Raw genomic sequence first — 23,839 nt, 5'->3', positions numbered from 1 at the left:
TAAAAACAATAATTCAATTTAAATTCGTTCTCGAAAACGCGTTTATTCGATGGTTCGCCAGCTATCATAAGTTTTTCTTTGACACAATTCGGTGTTGTCCTATCTTGTGAACACTTGAGCCATTTTTTAGGCTTCGAGTGTTGAAGATTTGGGTGCCCACCTCTGCGCGCGGCGCCCGTCATCTGATTTTGAACAATTCAATAAAGAGACTCGACCCATGAATGTTACCGTCATCTTCGGATCGGACGGCGGCGCGACCAAGGGTGTCGCCTCCAAGATTTCCAAGAAGTGCCAGGGCCGCAGCGTCGACATCAAGGCCGCCACCAAGGCCGATTTCGAGGGGTGCGACCTTCTGATCCTCGGCTCGCCCACCTATGGCGACGGCACCCTCCAGACCGATTGGGAAGAGAACATCGACAAGCTGCGCGGGGCCAAGCTGGGGGGCAAGAAGGTCGCCCTGTTCGGCACCGGCGACCAGGCCACCTATCCGGAGAGCTTCGTGGATGCCATGGGCATCCTTTATGACGAGGTGACCGAGCTCGGCGCCGTGGTGGTCGGCTTCACCGACACTGCCGGGTACGACTACTCGAACTCCACCGCCGAGCGGGACGGGCAGTTCGTTGGCCTTGCCCTGGACCAGGACGGCCAGTCGGGCATGACCGAGAAGCGGGTCACGGCATGGCTCAGCAAGCTGCTGTAGATCCGGTCGCGCTCCGGCTCTTTCACCACCACCTGTACGAATACGGGCGTGGTGTGCGGGGCCTGTTCCTGATGACCCTCGGGCTCATCGAATCCGCTCCCGTCGTCGCGAAGCTTCGCGACGACGGCATCGACCACTTCGTGCAGAAGGTGGGGTCCTCCAAGGTCAATGTCTTCTTCGGCCGGGAGGCCTATGTGGCGGTGGCGCGCAGCTTCGTCACCAAGCCGCTCAACCTCCTGAGCCCGGAGGAGGATTTCATGCTGGGCACCCTGCTCGGCTATGACCGGGAGCAGCAGTGCCGCCGCTTCCTGGGCAAGCTCGCGGCCGAGGCCGCGCGCTGCCCGCTGGCGATCGCCGCCGAATGAGCGCCGCATCTCCGCCGGGCGCGGCGGAGATGCGGTGGCGTGAGCGCCATGGGCGTGCTGCTCGCGCGGTCCAGGGGCCCGGGTCGTCGGCGGGACGCATCATTCGTCACGGGGGAACCGCATCGCCGCGCGCGCCGGCTTTCGGATGCGGTTCGCCTGGCCTCTGGCGCGATCGGGCGGTCCTTCCCATCGGCGCGCGGTGTTTCGAGGGGGCCGCCGACGCGCGGCCCGGCATTGCACCTGCCGGCGCCGATGGTGCGCCCGGCCCGCGCCTGCTTGCCGTATCAGCCCTCCGTTCGCATGGCGTGCCACCCCGGCCGGTTCCGGGCGAAATGGCGCGTCCCTCACTTCCGTCGGAGCCGCAGCCCTGGGGCGAATCACCTCCGCGCGGGGCGCGGCGCCACACGTCCAAGATCAGTGCGCTCGACCGATGGGCGTTCGGTCAACCCCGCACGGCGCCGGCGTGAATTCCCTGCAGACGAACCGGTTGTGGACGAATCCACCGCGCAGGGCTGTCGACGCGGGTGCTCAGCATCAGCTCGTGGTTCCAGCCTGTGGCGCCGGCATCTGGCTCGGGTCGGAGACCGGGCCCGTGACCTCAGGTGGCGGCGTCGGAATAGCGGGTGGCCAGCGGCAGCGAGGCGGAGGCGAGCAGGGACCGGTAGCGGCGGCGCGCGTCCCTGGCGGTGCCGTTGTCGGCGATGGCCGCCTCCTGCAGCTCGGCGATGGCCCACGGGTTGGGCTCCACCGGCAGGGCCACGATCTGCGGCGCGGCGTGGGAGGTGATCTCGATGATGTCGTGGGCGGTCAGCGCCTGCAGGGCGTGGGCGGCGAGCTGCCGCTGGTAGGCGCGCCGTTCCGGCGCGATCTCCTCCCACGGCTCCAGCAGCGGATAGCGGGTGCGGGAAAAGGCGTGCATCGCCCGCGCCATGCGCTCCACCATATCCGCCGAGATCATCCCCAAAGCCCTCATGGTCCTTTGACCCACGGGTCATGAAGGTGCCCTGAAGGGGTTTCATCATGGTTGCGAAGCGGGGCGACTTTGTCCCATGGTCAACGAAACATGAATGCTGGCGGGGCGTCTCGGCGCCGCCGGCGCCAATCGGCGGGAGACGGACGGATGGCGGTGACCCTCGACACGCTCAAGGTGAAGCTGTTCACCGACGGCGCGGACAAGGCGCAGATCGTGGACATGGCCCGGCACGGTCACATCGCCGGTTTCACCACCAATCCCTCCCTGCTGCGCAAGGCTGGCGTCACCGACTACGAGGCCCACGCCCGCGCCCTGGTGGAGGCGGTGCCCGACCGGCACCTGTCGTTCGAGGTGATCGCCGACGACGTGCCGGAGATTCGCCGCCAGGCGCGGCTGATCGCCAGCTGGGGCGCCAATGTCTATGTGAAGCTGCCGGTCTGCCTGACCTCCGGCGAGCCGCTGTTCCCGCTGGTGCGCGAATTGTCGTCCGCGGGCGTCAAGGTGAACCTGACCGCCGTGTTCGATTTGCCCCAGGTGGAGGCGGGCGTCGCCGCCCTGGCCGGCGGGGCCCCGGCCTGCATCTCGGTGTTCGCCGGCCGCCTCGCCGACCTCGGCCTCGACTACGCGCCGGCGGTGGCGCGGGCGGTGGAGCTGGCGCGCCAGACCGCCAATGTGGAGGTCATCTGGGCCTCCACCCGCGAGGTGTGGAACGTGATCGAGGCCGACCGCATGGGCTGCCACATCATCACCGCCCCCGCCGACGTGCTGAAGAAGCTGCCGGACCTGGGCACCCGCACCGCGGCCGAGCTGTCGCTCGGCGCGGTCAAGGCGTTCCGCGCCGATGTCGAGGCGGCCGGGCTCGCTTTGCATATCCCCGGCCGTGAGGCCGCCGCGTGAGCGAGCGCCATTGCGCCGGCGGCATGCGCTGGTAGACTGATCTCCAAGGCGCAGCCAGGGTGCGGCGTGCACGCTGGCCTGAGCGCACATTCCGCCTTTTGGCGAGGGGATCGACATGAGGGACGAGACGCACGGGTCCGCACCGGGCTCGGAGCCGTCTTCCCAGTCGGGGAGCGAGACGCGTGGCGGGCGACCGCCGCAGGCGCGGCGCGGCGGGGAGCCGCAGGGCGCGCGCGACGAGGCGGTCTATGCCGCCATCGATCTTGGAACCAACAATTGCCGCCTGCTGGTGGCACGGCCCACTGCCCGCAGCTTCCGCGTGGTGGATGCCTTTTCCCGCATCGTGCGCCTGGGCGAGGGGCTGACCGCCTCCGGACGCCTCTGCGACGCGGCCATGGAACGGGCCGCGGCGGCGCTAGAGGTGTGTGCCATCAAGATGAGCCAGCGCGGCGTCACCCGCGCCCGCATCATCGCCACCGAGGCCTGCCGCGCCGCTGTCAACGGAACCGAGTTCTGCTCCGAGGTGAAGGCGCGCACCGGGCTCGACCTGGAAGTGGTGGACCGCCGCACCGAGGCGGGCCTCGCCGCCGCCGGCTGCGCGCCGCTGGTGGATCCGCGCGGCGACGGCGCGGTGCTGTTTGACATTGGCGGCGGCTCCACCGAGGTGGTGTGGCTCGGCCGCCGCTCCGCCGGCGACGACGGCCCGCCGCGCGCGCGCATCCGCGCCTGGATCTCGCTGCCGGTGGGAGTGGTATCCTTGTCCGAGCGCCATGGCGGGGTGCGGGTGTCGCCCGATGTCTTCCGCGACATGGTGGACGAGGTGCGCGGCATGCTGGAAGGCGTGCGCGAGAGCTGGGGCTTCCGCCCGCCCTACCGGCTGCACCTGCTCGGCACCTCGGGCACGGTGACCACGGTGGCGGGCATCCACCTGGGGCTTCATCGCTATGACCGGACCCGGGTGGATGGCGCCTGGCTCAGCGACACCTGCATCGGCGAGGTCATGGACCGGCTGATGAGCATGTCGTTCGAGGACCGGGTGGCAAATCCGTGCATCGGCGCGCAGCGGGCCGATCTGGTGCTGGCGGGCTGCGCCATCATGGAGGCGGTGCGCGCGGTGTTTCCGGCCGAGCGCCTGCGCGTGGCCGATCGGGGCTTGAGGGAAGGCATGTTGGTTCAATTGATGCGGGCGGACGGCGCATGGCGCCGCCAGCGCCCGGCGGATGCCGGCGCCCAGCCGGCGGCGGCGATCGTTTCCCCGCCGGCGGCGGCTCCGGCGGCGGCTCCGGCGGCACTGGGCCGGGGCCGGACCAAGGGCGGCCCGGCCGCCCCCGGCCGCCCCCGCAGGAAGGACGCACGGTCGTGACCACCCCCACCCGCGGGCCCGATGGGCGGCCCTTGAAGGTGCGCGTGAAGACCGCGCGCGGCCGCACCACTTCGTCGCAGAAATGGCTGCAGCGCCAGCTCAACGACCCCTACGTGGCCCGCGCGCGCCGCGAGGGCTGGCGGTCGCGCGCCGCCTTCAAGCTGATCGAGATGGACGAGAAGGTGCATCTGCTCCGCAAGGGCATGCGCGTGCTCGACCTCGGCGCCGCGCCCGGCGGCTGGAGCCAGGTGGCGGCGCGCAAGATCGGGCTGGAGGCCGGGCACGGCAAGATCGTCGCCATCGACCTGCTGGAGATGGAGCCCATTCCCGGCGTCGTGTTCGCGCAGATGGACTTCCTGGCGCCCGAGGCGCCGGAGCGGCTGCTGGCCCTGCTGGACGGGCCGGCCGACCTCGTGATGTCCGACATGGCGGCCAACGCCACCGGCCATAAGAAGACCGATCACCTGAAGATCGTCGCCCTGGTGGAGCTGGCGGTGGATTTCGCCCGGCAGGTGCTGGCGCCCGGCGGCGCGTTTCTCGCCAAGGTGCTGCAGGGCGGTACCGAAGGCGCGCTGCTGGCCGACTTGAAGCGGGATTTCGCCCAGGTGCGGCATGTGAAGCCGGCGGCCAGCCGCGCCGATTCGGCCGAGCTCTACGTGCTGGCCACCGGCTACCGTGGCCGGGCGCAGGGCGATGCGGGGGAGGTGTCGGGGGCGGAGGACGAGGCGGCGCAGGCCTGAGGCCGAGCGCGCACCAGGCTGCGCACGCCTGAGGCCTTCAGAGTCTCGCGGTGCCGGCGCGCCGTTCGCGCGAGCCGAGGCCGGCTCCCGCGCCGCTGTGCCATCCGTCGCCTGTGCCGCTGCGCTCTTCACCCCGTGCACCATCCGGCGCCGGTTCTGTCGTGGGGCTGCGCCATCCGGCGCCGCCCGGCCGTCAGGCCCTGAGCCATCCAACGGCTGTGGCTTTGCGAGGCTGTGCCATCCGGTCCAGGGGGGGCATGCCGCCCCTGCGCCATCCGGCCAGCTCGCTCCGACGCTGCCGCGCCCTTCAACCCGTGCACCATCTGGCGCCGGTTCTGTCGTGGGGCTGCGCCATCTGGCGCCGCGGGGCCATCAGGCCCGGAGCCGTCCAACGCCTGTGGCCTTGCGCGGCTACGCCATCCGCCCCAGGGCCATGCCGTCCCTGGGGCATCCTGCCAGTGCGCTCCGCTGTCGCCGGGCCAGTCATCCCCTGAGCGTGATCGCTGCAGGCCCACGCGCCCAGCTGTTCAGCCGCCGGCCGGGCGCCGGGATGACTGGTGGGCGCGGGCGGTTCTGGGCCCTGTCACGCGGTGCGGGGGGCGGAGGACGGGGGACGGGGCGCGGCCGGGCCGGTGGCGAGCGGCGTTCCAGGTCGCTCACTGCTGCTCGACCTCGCCGCGGGGGTCGGCGAGGTCGGCGCTCTTGGCGGTGAGCTGGGAGCCGGCGTTCCGGGGCAGCAGCACGAAATGGAACACGCTGAGGGCGCTGATCGCCGCCAGCAGCAGGAAGGCGACCGCGAAATCGTCCTGCGTCACATGGCTTTCGCCGCGCGCGGACCGCATCATCTCCAGCACCAGCCCGGCCAGGGCGACGCCGGTCGAGAGCGCCACCTGTTGCGCCACGCTGGTGAAGGAGGTGGCGTGGCTCATTTCCTTGTCCTGCACCTCGGCGTAGCTCAGGGCATTGAGGGCGGTGAACTGGAGCGAGCGCAGGAACCCGCCCACCAGCAGGAGGCCGACGATGAGCCAGGTCGGCGTCTGCAGCGTGAACAGCGCGTAGAGGGCGATGAAGCCGGCCGACACCACGGCATTCACCGTCAGCACCCGCTTGTAGCCGAGCCGCCGCAGGATGCGGGCGGCGGTGACCTTCATGACGATGGCGCCAGCCGAGGCGGAGAAGGTGATGAGCCCCGAGGCGAAGGGCGACAGGCCGAACACCAGCTGCAGCAGCAGCGGCAGCAGGAACGGCAAGGCACCGATGCCAATGCGGAACAGCGAGCCGCCCACTATGCAGGCGCGGAAGGTGGGGTAGCGCAGCAGCTTCAGGTCCAGCACCGCGTGCGGCGTGTGGTGGGCGTGGTGCACATAGGCCGCCAGCGCCAGCGCGCCGAGGCCGGTCACCGCGAGCGTGGTCCACAGCGGCACCAGGTGCTGGCCCAGCATGGCGAGGCCGAACACCACCCCCGCCAGGCCGATTCCGGAGAGCACCAGGCCCTTCAGGTCAAGCGGCGGCACGTCCTCGGCGCGCACGTTCTCGATGAAGCGGGTGGCCAGGAACACGCCGAGGACGCCGATCGGCACATTGATGAGGAACACCAGCCGCCAGTCGAAATAGGTGGTGATGAAGCCGCCCAGGGGCGGGCCGATCACCGGTCCCAGCAGCGCCGGGATGGTGAGCCAGGCCAGCGCCGACACCAGCTCGGACTTGGGCACCGCGCGCAGGATGACGAGGCGGCCCACCGGCACCATCATGGCGCCGCCGAGGCCCTGGATGATGCGGTAGAGCACGAAATCGGCGAGCGTGGTGGACAGGGCGCACAACACCGAGCCCACGGTGAAGATGACGATGGCGGAGCGGAACACGGTGCGCGCGCCGTAGCGGTCCGCCGCCCAGCCGCTGGCCGGGATGAACACCGCCAGCGACAGCAGGTAGGAAGTGAGCGCCAGCTTCAGCGCCACCGGGTCCTCATGAAGGTCGGCGGCGATGGCGGGCAGGGAGGTGGCGATCACCGTCGCGTCCACCTGCTCCATGAACAGGGCGCAGGCGACGATCAGGGGAATGAGGACCTGCTGGGGCAGAGCGAGGCGGGGCACGGCGACATCCTGGCGGGGTGGCGCTTCTTAGGTCACTTTCGCCGGCGGATGAAGAGGCGGGGCGCGGCCATCTCGCCATGGGCCGCGTGGCGGGCGGATCGGGCCCCTCCGCGCGGGCGGCGAAGCGGCTCCGGCCGGCGCCGATGCCGGCGAAAGTCCGGCGTGAGCGTCTCGGGGCCGCTCCAGAATGGACCGCCACGTCCATCGCCGGCGAGGCAGCGGCGATTCGCGTTGCGCGCCCGCCCGCGCCCGAGCGGACTACGGGAAGAAACCTGGGTGCCCATCCGTCCCGGACGGGCCGGCGAGGCCCGCATCCGGGGCGCCGTGCCGCTTGCGGCGACGGCGAAGGGGCCCATATCGGGGGAGACCTGTCCTGATGCCAGCGCAGGTCCGGGAGGTGCGGGCACCATGGTCTATCTGCTCGCGGCGCTGCTGCCGCCGCTGGGTCTTCTGCTGAACGGCCAGCCGGTCTCGGCCGTGGCCAATCTCATCATGATCGTGCCGTGCGTGCTGCTGGGGCTGGTTTTTCCGCTGTTCCTGCTGCTGCCCTCCGCGCACGCGCTGATCTCTGTGCACATGAAGCGCAACGATCGCTGGCAGCGCCGCATGCTGGAGGCCATCGCACGTCGCGATGCGCCGCCGCCGGGCGGCCGGTCCTGAGCGCCGGTGCCTGTCGCCGCGGCCTGCGCATCTTGAGGGACTGTTACACCGGGCGACGCGGGGAGGACGGCGCGGGCGCGTTGATCCACGGGGCCCTGGAGGCCGGCCCGGGCGCCGGGCGCTTCCCCGCCGATGCGGCGCGGAAGCGCGGCAGGTCCTGATGGGGCCATGGAGGCGAAAGGCCTCCCCGCGCGCTTGAGCCGGAACGTGGGCCAGGATTCTGGAGCGGGCCCTGGCGCGTGTCCGGGGCGCGGATCGGAGCTGGCCGAAGGTCAGAAGAAGCGGCGCCCGCCCTCCTCGTCCTGGCCTGGCTCGCGCGTCAGGCGCGCGGCCTCATCGCGGCGAATGAAATCCGAAAAAGGGTCGCGGGCGTCCTCCCGGGCGCTGGCCGGAGCCACTTCCAGGGGCTGGGCGCGGGTGGCGGGCGCCGGGCGGGCGGTGCCGATCGGCACGGCGCGGCCGGAATCGGTGGTGCGCGAGGCCTTGGCGTCGAGCCAGGGCAGCGGGAAGGGAGAGGCGATGAAGGCGATGCCGTCCTCCTGCTCCCAGGCAATCATGTAGACTTCCTCGTCCACCGGCGTGCCCGGCAGCGAGAACATCTGCGGCGCCTCGCGGGCGGACCCGGTCCAGCCCAGGGAATGGGCGAGCTGGAACGCTTCATCAAGGAAAGTGCTCAGCGCCGCCAGGCGGTCGGCACGCAGATTCTGGATGAAATCCACATCCAGCAGGCGGCGGAGATAAGTCTCCACGCTGTCCCCGGCGGCCCACTGGGCGCCGGTGGCGAACTGGTACACAAATACGCGCGGATTTTCCATCACTCAGCTCCACCCCATCAAGGACATCGTTGACCCGAGCGTGCCCACTTTTCCCTTGGATGCGGATGACGATTGGGTCGTCTCACATTTGTTTTACCCAGTTGTCGACCACTTTCAAAGGGAGCCCGCCCGGGCCGGTCGTCGCCGCGGCCGGGCGCGGGGCGCCGATGGCGGACCGTCGTCAATTTCAATCCATTGATATATATGAGAAAATTAGTCTCTTCCGGCGCCGGCGCGGGTGTTAACCAGTTCTTAACGAAGTCGGAGCGGGCCGCGCGGGCCCTTGCGGGCGTTGCGTCAGCCGCTTTGGGCGCCGGTGGTGGAGAACCGCCGGGGCAAGGCCGGGTGAGGCCCGGACCTGCGGCGGACGCGGGGCTATTCCCTTTCTTTTCAGGCGTTTCCAGCCCCGTGGCCGGACGCTTTGGGTGGCCCCTCGGCGATCTCAGGTGGGCGCGCCGCCGGGTGTGCCGGGCGCGTCCTCGTCAGGCGCTCGCCAGCGCGCGGCGGCGGCGTCGTCCGCGCTCTTCGCCGCCACCCAGGCGCCGCCGGCCGCGCGCTCCTCCTTCTTCCAGAACGGGGCGTTGGTCTTCAGCCAGTCCATGAGGAAGGCGGCGGCGGCGAAGGCGGCCTCGCGGTGGGCCGCGGCGGTGACCACCAGCACGATGGGGGCGCCGGGCACGATGCGGCCGTGGCGGTGAATGATGGTGGCGCCCTGCAGAGGCCAGCGGCGGCGGGCCTCCTCCAGGTGGCGGGCGATCTCGTCCTCCGCCATGCCGGGATAATGCTCCAGCACCAAAGCGGTCAGCGGCGTGTCGCCGGCATCGGCGCGGCACAGGCCGGTGAAGGTCACCACCGCCCCCATGTCGTCGCGGCCTGCGGACAGGCGGGCGATTTCCGCCGCGGTGTCGAACGGCTCGGCCTGCACCTGCACCCGGAACGGCGCCCCGGCGTCGATGGCGGTCATGGATCAGCCCCCGGTCATGGGCGGGAAGAACGCGACTTCGCGGGTCTGGCCAAGGGGGGTGTCCGGCTTGGCGTGGCGCCGGTCGAGGGCGGCGCGCACCACCGCCGGATCGGCGAAGGCGGCGGCATGGCCGTCGTCGCGCCCCGCCAGCCAGCGGGCGAGATCGGCCACCGTCACCACCGCCGGCGGCGGGTCCAGGGTTTCCTCGGCCAGCCCCACCCGCTCGCGCAGCCAGGCGAAATAGAGGATCTTCATCGCTCGTCCTCCACCAGATGGCGGGCGCCGGCGCGGAAATAGTCGTAGCCGGTGTAGAGGGTCAGCACCGCGGAAATCCACAGCAGGGTCAGGCCCACCAGGGTCACGCCGGGCAGCACCGCCTCGCCCGCCGGGCCTGCCAGCAGCACGCCCACCGCCACCAGTTGCAGCGTCGTCTTCCACTTGGCGAGGCGCGACACCGGCACCGACACGCGCAGTTCCGCCAGGAATTCGCGCAGGCCCGAGACCAGGATCTCGCGGCACAGGATGACGATGGCGGCCCATAGCGACCAGCCCCGGATGGTGCCGTCGGAGGCCAGCATCAGCAGGCAGGTGGACACCAGCAGCTTGTCGGCGATGGGGTCGAGCATGCGGCCGATGGCCGATTGCTGCTGCCACGCCCGGGCCAGATAGCCATCGAAGAAGTCGGTCACCGCCGCCGCGATGTAGAGGGCCAGCGCCACCCAGCGCAGCCAGATGCCGCCATGCAGGATGTCGGACCAGAACAGGCAGGCCGCCACCAGCGGCACCGCCACGCAGCGCGCATAGGTGAGCAGGTTCGGCACCGACAGGGCATGGCCCCGGCCGGACGCGGCGGTGGGCGGCGGGGAAGGTTTGGTGCGCGTTGCAGCGTCGGCCATGCTCGTCACTTCGCCAAAGCGGTGGGGGTGTCGCGATCCCCCCCTGTTTAATTCGCGCGGAGCGGCGGCGAAACCCGATTGTGGCGGGTTCCCCGCTCAGTTCGCCGGGCGCTCGTGGAAGTAATCATAAACCGCCTTCGCGGTGGCGGCATTGATTCCGGCCACCTGCTCCAGATCGGCGAGGGACGCCCGCTCAATCGCCTTCAGGGTGCCGAAATGGCGCAGCAGCGCCCGCTTGCGGGTGGGGCCGACGCCGGGAATGGTTTGCAGCCCGGCTTCCGATATGCCCTTGCTGCGCCGGGCGCGGTGGGAGCCGATGGCGAAACGGTGGGCCTCGTCGCGCAGGCGCTGGATGAAATACAGCACCGGGTCGCGCGGCTCCATGCGGAACGGCGTCTTGCCGGGCAGGAAGAATTGTTCGCGCCCGGCCTCGCGGTCGAGGCCCTTGGCGATGCCCACCAGGGGCACGTCGGTGATGCCCAGCGCGTCCAGCACCGCGCGCGCCGCATTGAGCTGGCCCAGGCCGCCGTCGATCAGCACCAGGTCGGGCCAGGGCGAGGCCCCGTCGGCGTCGGGCAGGGGATTGTCGGTGTCGGGACTATCGGTGTCGGGACTGTCGATGTCGGGGCCATCCGCCTCCGGACCGTCGGTCTCCGGGCCCTCGGTGTTCATGTCCTCGGTGTCCGGCGTGTCCTGGCCGGGTCGGCCGGCGGGAGGGCGAATCGCCGGAAGGGCGTGCGCACCCGCCTGCGGATCGGGGCCGGGCGAGGGGAGGGCCGGCGCCGGGGCGGTTGGGGTGTCCTGGTCCTGGTCCTGGTCCTCGCTCCCGGCTGTGGCGGGGGCCGGGGCGCCGGCGCGCGGGGCCTCCTTCAGCAGGCGGGAGAAGCGGCGGGTGAGCACCTCGCGCATCATGCCGAAATCGTCGCCGGGCACGATGTCGGCCGACTTGATGTTGAACTTGCGATACTGGGATTTGCGGAAGCCCTCGGGCCCGGCCACGATCATGCCGCCCACCGCATGGGTGCCCATGATGTGGGAATTGTCATAGACCTCGATGCGCCGGGGCGGGTGGGGCAGGGCGAACACCTTCGCCACCCCTTCCAGCAGCCGGGCCTGGGTAGCGGTTTCCGCCAGCGTGCGGCCCAGTGCCTCGCGGGCATTCTGCATGGCGTGGTCCACCAGATCGCGCTTCTCGCCGCGCTGGGGCGCGGCGATTTCGACCTTGAACCCGGCCTTTTCGGATAGCGCCTCGGCCAGCAGGGCCTGTTCCTCCACCTTGTGGGAGAGCAGGATCAGGCGCGGCGCCGGCTTGTCCTCGTAGAACTGGGACAGGAAGGCGCCCAGCACCTCGCTTTCATCCAGCGAGCGGTCGGCGCGCGGATAATAGGCGCGGTTGCCCCAGTTCTGGCCGGTGCGGAAGAAGAACACCTCGATGCAGGTGGCGCCCCCCTCCTGGTGGCAGGCGAACACGTCCGCCTCTTCCACCGAGCGCGGGTTGATGCCCTGGGAGCCCTGAACGGCGGACAGTGCGGCGAGGCGGTCGCGCAGGCGGGCGGCGCGCTCGAACTCCAGTTCCTCCGCCGCCTGTTCCATCTCCTTGGCCAATTCCTCCTTGATGGCGCGGGAGCGGCCGGAGAGGAACGCCTTCGCCTCCCGCACCAGCTCGGCATAGTCGCGGGTGTCGATCTCGCCGGTGCACGGCCCGGCGCAGCGCTTGATCTGGTGCAGCAGGCAGGGGCGCGAGCGGTTCTCGAAATAGCTGTCGGAGCACGAGCGCAGCAGGAACGCGCGCTCAAGCGCGTTGATGGTGCGGTCCACCGCCCACACGCTGGCGAACGGCCCGTAATAGTCGCCCGGCCGGTTGCGCGCGCCGCGATGCTTGGTGATCTGCGGCGCCGCGTGGTCGGCGGTGATGAGGATGTAGGGAAACGACTTGTCGTCGCGCAGCAGCACGTTGAAGCGCGGCTTCAGCTGCTTGATGAGGTTGGCCTCCAGCAGCAGCGCTTCCGGCTCGGTGCGGGTGGAGACGAACTCCATGCTCACCGTCGCCGCGATCATGCGGGCAATGCGGTTGGTGTGCCCCACCGGCCGGGTGTAGCTCAGCACCCGCTTCTTGATGCTCTTGGCCTTGCCCACGTAGAGCACCGCGCCGTCGGCGGCCAGCATGCGATAGACGCCGGGCCCGGTGGGGGCGAGCTTCACCGCCCGCACGATGGCGGCGCGGCCGGTGGCCAGGGTAGCGGCGGCAGGCGCCTCGGCCTCGGCCTCGTCGCCGGGCAGCGGCGCGGGATCGTCGGCGTCGTCGTCATCGCCGGGCTCGGGCGGGAGGCTGGCGCGGGTCTCCGGCGCCTCGGCCTCGGCGTCGAGCGCGACGCGCGGGGGGAGGGCATCGGGCGCGGGGCGCGTGAGCTCGGGGGGATCCTTGGGGCGTCTGCCGGTCATGGCCGCAACTTAGGCAGTCGGGCGCGCGAGAGCCAGAGGCGCGGCGCCGTCGCAGGGTAGGGGCCCGTCAACCATGGCGACGGAACGGCGGGCCGGCCCGCTCCGCCGGGGCCCGGCCGATGGCGGGTTTCCATTATGTCTCAATGGCGTGACCCGTTTACGCCGCGTTCACCGTAAGCCGAGAGGGCGTCGCTACCGCCACCATTGGGCAAATTTCTCCTGCGAGAGTGCTCACGTTGGCCTGTGGGCAAGCGGCGCGGACGGGCGCTCCTGGAGTATCCATGCGTAAGTCTGTGGATGGAGCGGTCTCGCGCTTGGGTTGAAGTGGCGGGTTCGGCGGCTTGGTGAACTATTCAACTCCTCTCTCTCAACTATCCGTTCAAGTTTTGGTGCGCATGAAGGTGTCATCGAATGAGGCGCAACGGTGGCAGCCTCGTGTTGGTGCCTTGTTTCACATGGGACCCGACTTGGTGTGTCAATCATTTGGAAATGTTTTGCCACACCCGTGCCGTTTTTGATTTTCCCGGTGTGGCGCGATGGCTACAGACGCGTGTCGCCGGGGCCTGTATGAAGTCTCCCATCGTCGGCGATCGTCCTCGGGCGAGCCGATCTGAAGCAAGAAGGTATTCGTCATGTTGAAGCGTGCCCTGCTGGGTGTCTCCGCCCTCGCTCTGCTGGCTGGCTCGGCCTCTGCGGCCGATCTGTCCACGCGCTATCCGGTGAAGGCCGCTCTTATGCCGGCGCAGCTGTTCTCGTGGACTGGCTTCTACGTCGGCGGCAACGTCGGCTGGGGCTTTGCGTCCAACTCGTTCTCCGCCACGTCCGGTGGCCTCACCTACGGCTATGACGTCGGCAGTTCCAACGGCTTCATCGGCGGCCTGCAGACCGGCTACAACTTCCAGTTCGCCAACAATGTGGTGGTGGGCGCCGAGGCCGATCTCGAATTCGCCGACATCGGCAAGGAGAGCCTGCTGGTGGGCGGCCCGGCCGGCGGCTTCACCGCGTCTTCGAACGTCGATTACTTCGGCACCATCCGCGGTCGCCTCGGCTATGCCTTCGACCGCTTCCTGCCCTACTTCACCGGCGGCGCGGCCTGGGGCAAGACCGGCTTCACCGGCCCGTGGGCGGTGTCCTCCGACGGCGTGCGCTGGGGCTGGACCGTGGGTGGCGGCGCCGAATACGCCCTCACCAACAACTGGACCGTCAAGGCCGAGTATCTCTACATCGACCTGGGCGACAAGACCGTGACCTACCCGAGCGGCGAGTCGGTGACGGGCGGCGTGACCCTGAACACCGTCAAGGCCGGCGTGAACTACAAGTTCTGATCGCTCCGGCGGACGAAAAAGGGGCTCCCCGGCCAGCGCCGGGGAGCCCCTTTCGCATGTGGCGGGCCTTAAGCCCGGGGCGCGCTGCGCAGGGGAACGGGCAAGGCGGTGCCGGTCTCGTCGCGGATGGAAAAGCGCCAGCGCCCGTCGGCCGCCCGCTCGACCTCGTAGACCAGCCGGCCGGTGACGTGGTTGTCTTTGTCGAAGGTGAGTACGCGCGGCCGCACGGCTGGAATCTCCGCCTCCGACACATAGACCGAATTGCAGATGATGACCTCGTCACCGGGCTGGCAGGTGCGGGCGGCGGCGCCGTTGAGCACGCAGCAGCGCGAGCCGCGCTCCCCCAGGATGACGTAGGTGGAGATGCGCGCCCCCGAATTGCGGTTCCAGATCTCCACGAACTCCATCGGCAGGATGCCGGCTTCCTCGCAGTGGTCGGGGTCGAGGGTGATGGACCCATGGTAATTGAGGTCGGCCCCGGTGACGGTGATGCCGTGGAGCTTGCCGGCGACGATCTTGCGCATGAGTGGTTCCCGCCTGGTTCCGCTGGTGTGGCACATGCGCTGGCGCATGCCTTTGCGCGTCCTTTAGCCGGCGTGCGTGCCGGTGGGAAGCCGGACGGGCGGGCGCGCGCCGGGGGGTGCCCGCCATCGACGGCGGCCGCGACGTCAGGGCGCCGGCCGGTAACACGGGGACGCAATTGTTGAACGGGGCCACCGGGGCACTTCGGCACCTTGCCTCGCTTCTTCCTCGATTGTCGTGCTAGGAGCCGGCTTCGTGAAAAAGGGAGTGAGGGCTGTCATGGCTCACCCGGCTGCGCCTGAAGCGCGTGCTCTTCGCGTCGGTGTCACAGGCATCGGCATCATGGGCTCCAACCATGCCCGCGTCCTGTCGGACCTGTCCGGCGTCGAGCTGGTGGCGGTGGCCGACCCCGACCAGGCCCAGGCCGAGCGCGTGGCCAGTTTCCTCGGCTGCGCGGCGGTGGGCGACCATCGCGCGCTGCTGGACCTCGGTCTGGACGCGGTGGTGGTGGCGGCGCCGACCCATCTGCATCACCCGGTGGCGCTCGACGTGATCGCCGCCGGCTGCTCGGTGCTGGTGGAAAAGCCCGTGGCCTCCACGGTGGAGGAGGGGCGGGAGATCGTCGAGGCCGCCCGCCAGAAGGGCGTGACCCTCATGGTCGGCCATGTGGAGCGCTTCAATCCGGCGGTGCGGGCGGTGAAGGAAGCCATCCGCGGCGAGGACATCCTGTCGGTGGCGTTCACCCGCGTCGGCCCGTTTCCGCCGCGCATGTCCAACGTGGGCGTGGTGATCGACCTCGCCGTGCACGACATCGACCTGATCCGCTGGCTGACCGATTCCGAGATCATCGAGGTGCAGCCGCAGACCTCGGCGGCGCTGGCGGCGCGCGAGGACATCGCCCTGCTCCAGTTCCGCACCGCGTCGGGCGTGCTGGCCCACATCAACACCAACTGGCTCACCCCCTTCAAGGCGCGCACGGTGCACGTGGCCACCGCCAAGAAGTATGTCATCGGCGACCTGCTCACCCGCCAGGTGACCGAGCATTTCGACTATCGGCCCGACGGTTCCTATTCCACCCGCCATCTGCCGGTGGCCTATGCCGAGCCGCTGCGCTCCGAGCTTGAGAGCTTCCTGGCCGCCGTCCGCGGCGGCCGCGCGCCGGAGGTGACCGGCGAGCAGGGGGTGGCGAGCCTCGAGATCGCCATCGCCTGCCTTGCCGAGCACGGCCCGGCGGAGCCGGCCCAGCGCCGGGCCATCGGCTGATCCCCTTCATCGTTCCAGGACCCCGCCCATGACGTCTTCCGTGACCGCCGCCCCCATCGCCTTCATCGACCTCGCCGCGCAGCGCGCCCGCATCGGCGGCAAGGTGGACGCGGCGGTGCAGGCGGTGCTGGCCTCCTGCCGCTTCATCAACGGGCCGCAGGTGGGCGAGCTCGAGGAGAAGCTGGCGGCGTTCGCCGGCGCCCGATACGCCGTCTCCTGCTCCTCCGGCACCGACGCGCTGGCACTGCTGCTGATGGCCTGGGGCGTGAAGGCCGGCGACGCGGTGTTCTGCCCGGCCTTCACCTTCTGCGCCACCGCCGAGGTGGTGCCGTGGGTGGGCGCCACCCCGGTGTTCGTGGACGTGAAGGCCGACACCTTCAACATGGACCCTGACAGCCTTGAGGCCGCCATCGCGGTGGCGATCGAGCAGGGGCTGACGCCCAAGGTGGTGATCCCGGTGGACCTGTTCGGCCAGCCGGCCGACTATGACGCCATCCTGCCCATCGCCGAGCGGCACGGCCTCAAGGTGCTGTGCGACACCGCCCAGGGCTTCGGCGGCACCTGGAACAACCGGCGCACCGGCTCCATCGGCGATGCCACCGCCACCTCCTTCTTTCCCGCCAAGCCGCTGGGCGGATACGGGGACGGCGGCGCCATCTTCACCGACAGCGCCGAGCTGGTGGACATCCTGAAGAGCCTGCGCGAGCACGGCCAGGGGGTGGACAAGTACCAGAACGTGCGCATCGGCATGACTGCCCGCCTCGATACGGTTCAGGCGGCGGTCTTGCTGGAAAAGCTTGCCATCTTCGAGGACGAGATCGCCGCCCGCGACCGCATCGCCCAGCGCTACAACGCGCTGCTGAAGGATGTCGCCACGGTGCCGGTGGTGGACCCGCGCGCGACCTCGGTGTGGGCGCAATACACGCTGCGCCTCGCTCCCGGCGTGCGGGACGGGCTGGCCGAGGCGCTGAAGGCGGAGGGGGTGCCGACGGCCGTTTATTACCGCCTGCCGATGCATCTCCAGCCGGCCTACAAGCATTACCCGGCGGCGGGTGCCCTCCTGCCGGTGTGCGAGACCCTGGCGGAAGAGGTCATCTCCCTGCCCATGCACGCCTATCTGGACGAGCCGACGCAGGACCGCATCGTGGCGGCGGTACGGCGGGCCCTCGGCGCCTGATACCAAAGGCCCGTGAGCTTGGCTCATGGGCCTTCGCTCAAGCCCGCGCGGCGCTGGAGCGGACCCAATCGAGCGGACCCATTTGGCGCCGCTCGAAGACCGGAGCCGATGGTAAGAGGCGTCGCGGCCTGGCCGTTCCGGGAGTGTCCGGCGCGCGCCCGGCCGCCGCATCCCCTCGAACGGCGTCCGGTCACCGGCGGGCCGGCGGCGCGGCGCTGGCGCTGGGGCGGCCGAACGGCTAGCTTCCGCGCCGCATTCCTCACGGCGCCCGTGGCTTCATGTTCCGCTCCATCCTTTCCGTCGGCGGCTTCACGCTGCTCTCGCGCCTTGCCGGCTTCATCCGCGACGTGGTGATGGCGGCGGTGCTCGGCGCCGGGCCGGTGGCCGACGCCTTCCTGGTGGCGTTCCGCCTGCCGAATCATTTTCGCGCCATTTTCGCCGAGGGCGCCTTCAATGCCGCCTTCGTGCCCACCTATGCCCGGCTGCGGGAGCAGGGCGGGGTGCCGGTGGCACGGCATTTCGCCGATGAGATCCTGGCCGGCATGATGCTGGTGCATGGCGTGCTGCTGGTGCTGGCGCTGGGCTTCACACGCGAGTTCGTGGGCCTGCTGGCGCCGGGCCTCGCCGCGGATGGGGCACGGTTCGAGCTGGCGGTGACACTGACGCGCATCACCTTCCCCTATCTGGCGCTGATTTCGGTGGCGACATTGGTGGCGGGCGCGCTCAATGCCTCGGAGCGGTTCTGGGTGGCGGCGGCGGCACCCATTCTGCTCAACATCTGCATGGTCTCCACCCTGCTCGGGGCGGCGCTGTTTCCCACCGCCGGCCATGCGGCGGCCTGGGGCGTGCTGATCTCCGGCGTCGCCCAATTGTTCGTGGTGGGCCTCGACGCCGAGCGCCACGGCATCGGCCTCAGGTTCGCGCGGCCGCGGCTCGACCCCGGCACCCGCCAGTTCCTCAAGGCCCTGGGGCCGGCGATCATCGGCTCGGCGGGGGTGCAGATCGCCTTGTTCGCGGACACCATCATCGCCACTTTCCTGCCCAGCGGCGCCCTGTCCGCGCTCTACTATGCCGATCGCATCAACCAACTGCCCATCGGCGTCGTTGGCATCGCCGTGGGCACGGTGCTGCTGCCGGAAATGGCGCGGCGGCTGGCGGTGAAGGACGATGCCGGCGCCGCCCATGCCCAGGCCCGATGCATCGAGCTTGCCACCCTGCTCGGCATTCCGTTCGTGGCGGCGGCGCTCACGGTGCCAGACCTCACCATGCGGGCCCTGTTCGCCCGCGGCGCCTTCACCGTGGCGGACGCGGCCGACGCGGCGGCGACCCTGCGCGCCTATGGCTTCGGCCTGCTCGCGTTCGTGGTGGTGCGCGCCTTCATCGCCCCGTTCCATGCCCGCGGCGACACCCGCACCCCGATGATCGCGGCGCTGACGGCGGTGGCGCTCAACGTGGCGCTTAAATTTGCGCTGATGGGGCCGCTGGCCCAGGTGGGCCTCGCCTTCGCCACGGCGGTGGGCGGCTGGATCAACGTGAGCCTGCTGGTCCTGTTCGCCCTGCGCCGGGGCTTTCCGCTGGGCGACGCGGCGCTGGGTGGGCACCTGGCGCGGCTGGGCGTGGTGCTGGCGGTGGTGGCGCTGGCGCTGGCGGGGGCCCAGGCGCTGGCGGCGCTGGCCGTGCCCCCGGGTTTCCCGGCTCGCGAGGAAGTGATGCTGGCGTTGGTCGTGATCGCTGGCGCCGGGGCGTACGCTGTAGCAGTGGTGGTACTGCTTGGCCGCCGCTTCCTGGCCGGCGTCATGGGGCGGCGCATGCCGTCGCTTCCGGCCTGACGCGGTGCCGGGGGGGGGGCGGGCGGCGCCTGCCGGCGGCGGCGACGCGGTCGTGGCGCTGACGTTGCCATTAAGTCACGGTTGCCGCGCCGCCGCCGGCCGAGGCGGCGAGGCCGGAGGATTTCGGCGATTCAGCCGTTTTGCATCGCACCGGGCTGTGCTATCGGATCAGCCCTCATTCCGGTTTCGGCTCGTCGGTTGCGGGAAGTGCCGAACCCCCCTTGCCCCAGGAATTCGCGGATCCCGAGTATCCGCCAGGAGCCGGATTTGATGACGCACGCCTTGCGCCCAGCTCTTTTTGTCGGTTCCATCGCCCTTGCGTTCACGCTTTCGGGTTGTGGCCAGCCGACGGCCCAGCCGTCGGGGCCGCCGCCGGCGCCCCAGGTGACGGTGGCCCATCCCGCCACCCGCACCGTCACCGACCAGGACGAATACGTCGGCCGCTTCATTGCCATCGATGAAGTGAACGTGCGGGCGCGCGTGTCCGGCCACCTGGCCTCGATTCACTTCGTCGACGGGCAGGTGGTGAAGCAGGGCGACCTGCTGTTCACCATCGACCAGCGCCCGTTCAAGATCGCCCTGCAGCAGGCCCAGGCCAACCTGGCCCAGGCCCAGGCCAACCTCGATTTCACCAAGGCCGACCTGGAGCGCGCCCGCAGCCTGCTGGAAGATCGCAACTCCACCGCCATCTCCAAGCAGGCCTTCGACCAGCGCACCCAGGCAGAGCGCTCCGCCGCTGCCACCGTGCAGTCGCAGGAAGCGGCGGTGCGCCAGGCCCAGCTCGATCTCGACTTCACCGAGGTGCGGGCGCCGGTGTCCGGCCAGATCGGCGACCGGCGGGTGTCGGTGGGCAATTACGTGACCGGCGGCGCCAGCGGCACGCCGACCCTGCTCGCGGTCATCGTTTCCACCGATCCCATCCGCTTCGAGTTCACCATCGACGAGGCCTCGCTGCTGCGCATCCAGCGCCGCAAGAACGGCGCCGACATCAAGGGTGATCCGGTGGTGCTGAAGCTCATCGATGACAAGGACTTCGTCCATCAGGGCAAGATGGACTTCCTGAACAACGTCATCGACCGCGAGACCGGCACCATCCGGGGCCGCGCGGAATTCGCCAATCCCAACGGGCTGTTCCGGCCCGGCATGTTCGCCCGCGTGCGGCTGAACTCGTCGGACCCGCACCAGGTGCTGGTGGTGCCCGACGCCGCCATCGGCAGCGAGCAGGTGAAGAAGTTCGTCTACGTGGTGGGCGCCGACAACAAGGTCGGCCAGCGTTTCGTCACCCTCGGCGCGCTGGCGGGGGACCAGCGCGTTGTCCTCGACGGGTTGAAGCTGGACGACACGGTGGTGGTGAACGGACTGATGAGGGTGCGCCCCGGCGTCACCGTGAGCCCGCAGTTCGCCGATGCTCCCAAGGCCGATGCTCCCAAGGCCGATGCTCCCAAGGCCGATGCTTCGAAGCCCGATGCTCCGAAGCCCGACGCCGCCAAGGCCGATGCCCCGAAGGCGGAGGCGCCAAAGCCCGCGCCAGACAAGCCCGCCGCCGCGCCTGCCGCGTCGAAGTGAGGGAGAGCCACCCATGCGCTTTTCCCATTTCTTCATCGACCGGCCGATCTTCGCGTCGGTGGTGTCCACCATCGTCATCATTCTCGGCGCGGTATCGTATCTGCGGCTGCCGGTGGCCCAATATCCCGAGATCGCGCCGCCGGTGATCACCGTCACCGGCCAGTATCCCGGCGCCTCGGCGGAGACGGTGGCGGAGACCGTGGTCGCGCCCATCGAGCAGCAGATCAACGGTGTGGAGCACATGCTCTACATCTCGTCCAATTCCACGGCGGACGGCCGCTTCTCCATCCAGGTGACGTTCGACCTCGGCACCGACCTCGACACCGCCCAGGTGCAGGTGCAGAATCGGGTGGCGATCGCCACCCCGCGCCTGCCGTCCGAAGTGCAGCAGGTGGGCGTGGTGACGGCCAAGTCGTCGCCCGACATGCTGCTGGTGGTGAACCTGTATTCGCCCGACGGCTCGCGCGACCCGCTGTTCATCTCCAACTTCGCCAACATCCAGATCAAGGATGTGCTCTCGCGCATCGACGGCGTCGGCTCCATCACGGTGTTCGGCTCGCGTGAATACGCGATGCAGGTCTGGATCGACCCTGAGCGGCTGTCGGCGCTCAACCTCACCTCCAACGACGTGGTGGCCGCGCTGAAGGCGCAGAACGTGCAGGTGGCCTCGGGCATCCTGAACGCGCCGCCGGTGCCGAAGCAGGACCCCTTCCAGATCGCCGTGCGCACCCTTGGGCGCCTGTCGACGCCGGAGGAATTCGGCAACATCGTCATCAAGCAGACCGACCAGGCCCTGGTGCGGGTGAGGGACATCGGCCGGGTGGAGATCACCGCCCAGGACTATGCCTCCACCTCGTTCCTGGACCGCTATCCCTCCATCGGCCTCGGCATCTTCCAGCGGCCGGGCTCCAACGCGCTGTCCACGGGCAACGCGCTGGTGGAGGAGATGAAGCGCATCCGCCAGACCTTCCCGGAGGGCCTGGAGTACGGCATCTACTACAACCCCACCGAGTTCATCCAGCAGTCCGTGGACGCGGTGGTGCACACCATCGGCGAAGCCATCGTGCTGGTGGTGCTGGTGGTGATCCTGTTCCTGCAGAGCTGGCGGGCGGCGATCATCCCCATCCTCGCCATCCCGATCTCGCTCGTCGGCACCTTCTTCGTCATGGCGCTGTTCGGCTTCTCGCTGAACAACCTGTCGCTGTTCGGCCTGGTGCTGGCCATCGGCATCGTGGTGGACGACGCCATCGTCGTGGTGGAGAACGTGGAGCGCAACATCGCGGCCGGGCTGTCGCCGCGCGATGCCGCCTACAGGACCATGGACGAGGTGGGCGGGGCGCTGGTCGCGATCTCGCTGGTGTTGTCCTCGGTGTTCATTCCCACCGCCTTCATCACCGGCATCTCGGGCGCCTTCTACCAGCAGTTCGCGCTCACCATCGCCGGCTCCACCCTGATCTCGCTGCTGGTGTCGCTGACGCTGTCGCCGGCCATGTGTGCGCTGTTGCTGAAGCCGCACAAGGAGGGCCACGAGCATCATCCCTGGTACGCGCTGCCGGTGGTGGGCTTCTTCCGCCTCTTCAACCGCGGCTTCGAGGGCCTCGGCAACGGCTATGCCTGGATGACCTCGCGCCTGGTGCGCGTGGTGGCGCTGGTGCTGATCGTCTACGTGGGCATCGTCGCCTTCGGCGGCTATCTGTTCACCACCACGCCCCAGGGCTTCATTCCGCAGCAGGATCGTGGCTACCTCATCGTGGTGGCGCAACTGCCGCCGGGCGCGGCCATGGAGCGCACCGAAGCGGTGATGAAGCGGGCGGGCGACCTCGTGCTCGGCACGCCGGGCGTGGCCCGCATCGTCAACATCGTCGGCTTCTCGGGCGCCACCTTCACCAATGCCCCCAACGCCGGCGCCATGTTCGTGATCCTGGAGCCGTTCTCGGTGCGCGGCGGCGATCCCGCGCGGTCTGCGGCGGCGGTGCAGCGCACCTTGTTCGGCAAGCTGGCCTCCATCCAGGAAGCGCAGATGCTGGCGGTGCAGCCGCCGCCGGTGCAGGGCATCGGCAATGCCGGCGGTTTCCGCATGATGGTGGAGGACCGCGACGGGGCCGGCCTGCTCGCCCTGCGCAACGCCACCTACGCCATGATGGGGGCGGCGGCGCAAACCCCGGGGCTGCAGCAGGTCTACACCCTGTTCGAGACCTCGACGCCGCAGCTCTATCTGGACATCGACCGCCAGAAGGCGCAGTTGCTGAAGGTGAACGTCAACGACGTGTTCACCGCGCTGCAGACCTTCATCGGCTCCACTTATGTGAACGACTTCAACATGTTTGGCCGCACCTTCCGGGTGCAGGCGCAGGCCGATGCGAAGTTCCGCATGGGCCCCAAGGACGTGCTTGCCATCCGCGTGCGCACCGTCAACGGGGATACGGTGCCGCTCGGCTCGTTCACCACCGTGCGCGACATCTCCGGCCCCTACCGGGTGGCGCGCTACAATCTCTATCCGGCGGCGGAGCTCGACGGCTCGCCGGCGCCGGGCTACTCCCAGGGGCAGGCCATGCAGATCATGCAGGGCCTGGCGCAGAAGATCCTGCCCCAGGGCTTCGCCTATGAGTGGACGGGCATCGCCTTCCAGCAGGAGCGGGCCGGCAACACCGCCATCTTCGCCTTCGCGCTGGGCGTGGTGTTCGTGTTCCTGGTGCTGGCCGCGCAATATGAGAGCCTGACCTTGCCGCTGGCAGTCATCCTCATCGTGCCCATGTGCCTGGTGGCGGCGCTCATCGGCGTCATTCTGAGGGGGATGGACAACAACATCCTCACCCAGGTGGGCTTCATCGTGCTGATCGGTCTCGCCGCCAAGAATGCGATCCTGATCGTCGAGTTTGCCAAGCAGCTCGAGGACCAGGGGCACGGCCGGCGCGAGGCGGCGGTGGAGGCGGCGCGGCTGCGGCTGCGGCCGATCATCATGACCTCGCTCGCCTTCATCCTTGGCGTCGTGCCGCTGGTGTGGGCGGTGGGGGCCGGCGCCGAACTGCGGCAGGCGCTGGGCACGGCGGTGTTCTCCGGCATGATCGGCGTGACCTTGTTCGGTCTGGTGTTCACGCCGGTGTTCTACGTGTTCGCCCGCTGGCTGGCGGGCCTGCGCGGGGGTCGCACTGCAGCCCCGCCGCCGCACCACGTCGCTCCGGCGGAATGAGCAGGGCCGCGGCCCATTCATAGTGTTCGCGGGGCCGGGTGGGCGAAGGCGCACCCGGC

At 69.7% G+C, this 23,839-nt stretch carries 20 protein-coding genes; 12 read left to right on the top strand and 8 right to left on the bottom strand.

What is annotated here, in order from left to right; all coding sequences use genetic code 11:
• The first annotated feature begins 217 nt into the window (after positions 1–217).
• On the top strand, positions 218–700 hold the full coding sequence (fldA, locus tag V5F53_RS14145) for a flavodoxin FldA (RefSeq protein ID WP_393995219.1): 483 nt from the start codon (positions 218–220) through the stop codon (positions 698–700).
• A complete protein-coding gene (locus tag V5F53_RS14140) occupies positions 679–1,065 on the top strand; it encodes a DUF2023 family protein (RefSeq protein WP_393995220.1) in 387 nt (128 codons plus the stop codon). Before fldA ends, V5F53_RS14140 begins: the two co-directional genes overlap by 22 nt.
• Before the next feature lie 598 nt (positions 1,066–1,663).
• Here V5F53_RS14140 and V5F53_RS14135 read toward each other — a convergent pair.
• A complete protein-coding gene (locus V5F53_RS14135) occupies positions 1,664–2,023 on the bottom strand; it encodes a hypothetical protein (RefSeq protein WP_393995221.1) in 360 nt (119 codons plus the stop codon).
• Between the two features lie 162 nt (positions 2,024–2,185).
• Here V5F53_RS14135 and V5F53_RS14130 point away from each other — a divergent pair, with 162 nt between their 5' ends.
• The 3 genes from V5F53_RS14130 (at position 2,186) to V5F53_RS14120 (ending at position 5,038) form a co-directional block, all read left to right on the top strand.
• Positions 2,186–2,935, top strand: a complete 750-nt coding sequence (locus V5F53_RS14130) for a transaldolase family protein (RefSeq protein ID WP_393995222.1) — start codon at positions 2,186–2,188, stop codon at positions 2,933–2,935.
• Positions 2,936–3,050: 115 nt separating this feature from the next.
• On the top strand, positions 3,051–4,298 hold the full coding sequence (locus V5F53_RS14125; protein ID WP_393995223.1) for a Ppx/GppA phosphatase family protein: 1,248 nt from the start codon (positions 3,051–3,053) through the stop codon (positions 4,296–4,298).
• Positions 4,295–5,038, top strand: a complete 744-nt coding sequence (locus V5F53_RS14120) for an RlmE family RNA methyltransferase (protein ID WP_393995224.1) — start codon at positions 4,295–4,297, stop codon at positions 5,036–5,038. Before V5F53_RS14125 ends, V5F53_RS14120 begins: the two co-directional genes overlap by 4 nt.
• Before the next feature lie 656 nt (positions 5,039–5,694).
• Here V5F53_RS14120 and V5F53_RS14115 read toward each other — a convergent pair.
• A complete protein-coding gene (locus V5F53_RS14115; protein ID WP_393995417.1) occupies positions 5,695–7,116 on the bottom strand; it encodes an MFS transporter in 1,422 nt (473 codons plus the stop codon).
• A gap of 423 nt (positions 7,117–7,539) precedes the next feature.
• On the opposite strand from V5F53_RS14115, the gene V5F53_RS14110 reads away from it, so the two are divergent.
• Positions 7,540–7,791 (top strand): hypothetical protein, encoded by a 252-nt coding sequence (locus tag V5F53_RS14110; protein WP_393995225.1) that lies wholly within the window; start codon positions 7,540–7,542, stop codon positions 7,789–7,791.
• Between the two features lie 272 nt (positions 7,792–8,063).
• Here V5F53_RS14110 and V5F53_RS14105 read toward each other — a convergent pair whose 3' ends face one another.
• From V5F53_RS14105 to uvrC, 5 genes are all read right to left on the bottom strand, one after another.
• A complete protein-coding gene (locus V5F53_RS14105) occupies positions 8,064–8,606 on the bottom strand; it encodes a hypothetical protein (protein WP_393995226.1) in 543 nt (180 codons plus the stop codon).
• A 442-nt stretch (positions 8,607–9,048) separates the two neighbouring features.
• Entirely contained in the window at positions 9,049–9,570 is a 522-nt protein-coding gene (locus V5F53_RS14100; RefSeq protein ID WP_393995227.1) for a molybdenum cofactor biosynthesis protein MoaE, read from the bottom strand.
• A 3-nt stretch (positions 9,571–9,573) separates the two neighbouring features.
• Entirely contained in the window at positions 9,574–9,825 is a 252-nt protein-coding gene (gene moaD / locus V5F53_RS14095) for a molybdopterin converting factor subunit 1 (RefSeq protein WP_393995228.1), read from the bottom strand.
• A complete protein-coding gene (pgsA, locus tag V5F53_RS14090; RefSeq protein WP_393995229.1) occupies positions 9,822–10,466 on the bottom strand; it encodes a CDP-diacylglycerol--glycerol-3-phosphate 3-phosphatidyltransferase in 645 nt (214 codons plus the stop codon). Before pgsA ends, moaD begins: the two co-directional genes overlap by 4 nt.
• 96 nt (positions 10,467–10,562) lie before the next feature.
• Positions 10,563–12,746, bottom strand: a complete 2,184-nt coding sequence (gene uvrC / locus V5F53_RS14085) for an excinuclease ABC subunit UvrC (protein ID WP_393995418.1) — start codon at positions 12,744–12,746, stop codon at positions 10,563–10,565.
• A 794-nt stretch (positions 12,747–13,540) separates the two neighbouring features.
• Between uvrC and V5F53_RS14080 the strand changes: the two genes are divergently transcribed.
• Positions 13,541–14,233, top strand: coding sequence for an outer membrane protein (locus tag V5F53_RS14080; RefSeq protein ID WP_393995230.1), 693 nt, complete (start codon positions 13,541–13,543; stop codon positions 14,231–14,233).
• Positions 14,234–14,301: 68 nt separating this feature from the next.
• Here the strand turns inward: V5F53_RS14080 and panD are convergent, their stop codons facing one another.
• Positions 14,302–14,757, bottom strand: a complete 456-nt coding sequence (gene panD, locus V5F53_RS14075) for an aspartate 1-decarboxylase (protein ID WP_393995231.1) — start codon at positions 14,755–14,757, stop codon at positions 14,302–14,304.
• A gap of 277 nt (positions 14,758–15,034) precedes the next feature.
• Between panD and V5F53_RS14070 the strand changes: the two genes are divergently transcribed.
• From V5F53_RS14070 to V5F53_RS14050, 5 genes are all read left to right on the top strand, one after another.
• Positions 15,035–16,018, top strand: a complete 984-nt coding sequence (locus V5F53_RS14070; protein WP_393995232.1) for a Gfo/Idh/MocA family oxidoreductase — start codon at positions 15,035–15,037, stop codon at positions 16,016–16,018.
• 28 nt (positions 16,019–16,046) lie between these two features.
• Positions 16,047–17,195, top strand: coding sequence for a DegT/DnrJ/EryC1/StrS family aminotransferase (locus tag V5F53_RS14065; protein ID WP_393995233.1), 1,149 nt, complete (start codon positions 16,047–16,049; stop codon positions 17,193–17,195).
• Positions 17,196–17,473: 278 nt separating this feature from the next.
• Positions 17,474–19,024 carry a murein biosynthesis integral membrane protein MurJ gene (gene murJ, locus V5F53_RS14060; protein ID WP_393995234.1) on the top strand — a complete coding sequence of 517 codons (1,551 nt, stop codon included), beginning with the start codon at positions 17,474–17,476 and terminating at the stop codon, positions 19,022–19,024.
• A 270-nt stretch (positions 19,025–19,294) separates the two neighbouring features.
• On the top strand, positions 19,295–20,590 hold the full coding sequence (locus tag V5F53_RS14055; protein WP_393995235.1) for an efflux RND transporter periplasmic adaptor subunit: 1,296 nt from the start codon (positions 19,295–19,297) through the stop codon (positions 20,588–20,590).
• A 13-nt stretch (positions 20,591–20,603) separates the two neighbouring features.
• Complete coding sequence (locus V5F53_RS14050; RefSeq protein ID WP_393995236.1) at positions 20,604–23,780, top strand: efflux RND transporter permease subunit; 3,177 nt, start codon at positions 20,604–20,606, stop codon at positions 23,778–23,780.
• The last annotated feature ends 59 nt before the right edge of the window (positions 23,781–23,839 follow it).

Origin of the sequence: Xanthobacter cornucopiae (genome assembly GCF_043195065.2) — a bacterium.
Classification (GTDB): domain Bacteria; phylum Pseudomonadota; class Alphaproteobacteria; order Rhizobiales; family Xanthobacteraceae; genus Xanthobacter.
This window is presented reverse-complemented; position numbering and strand designations above follow the sequence as displayed.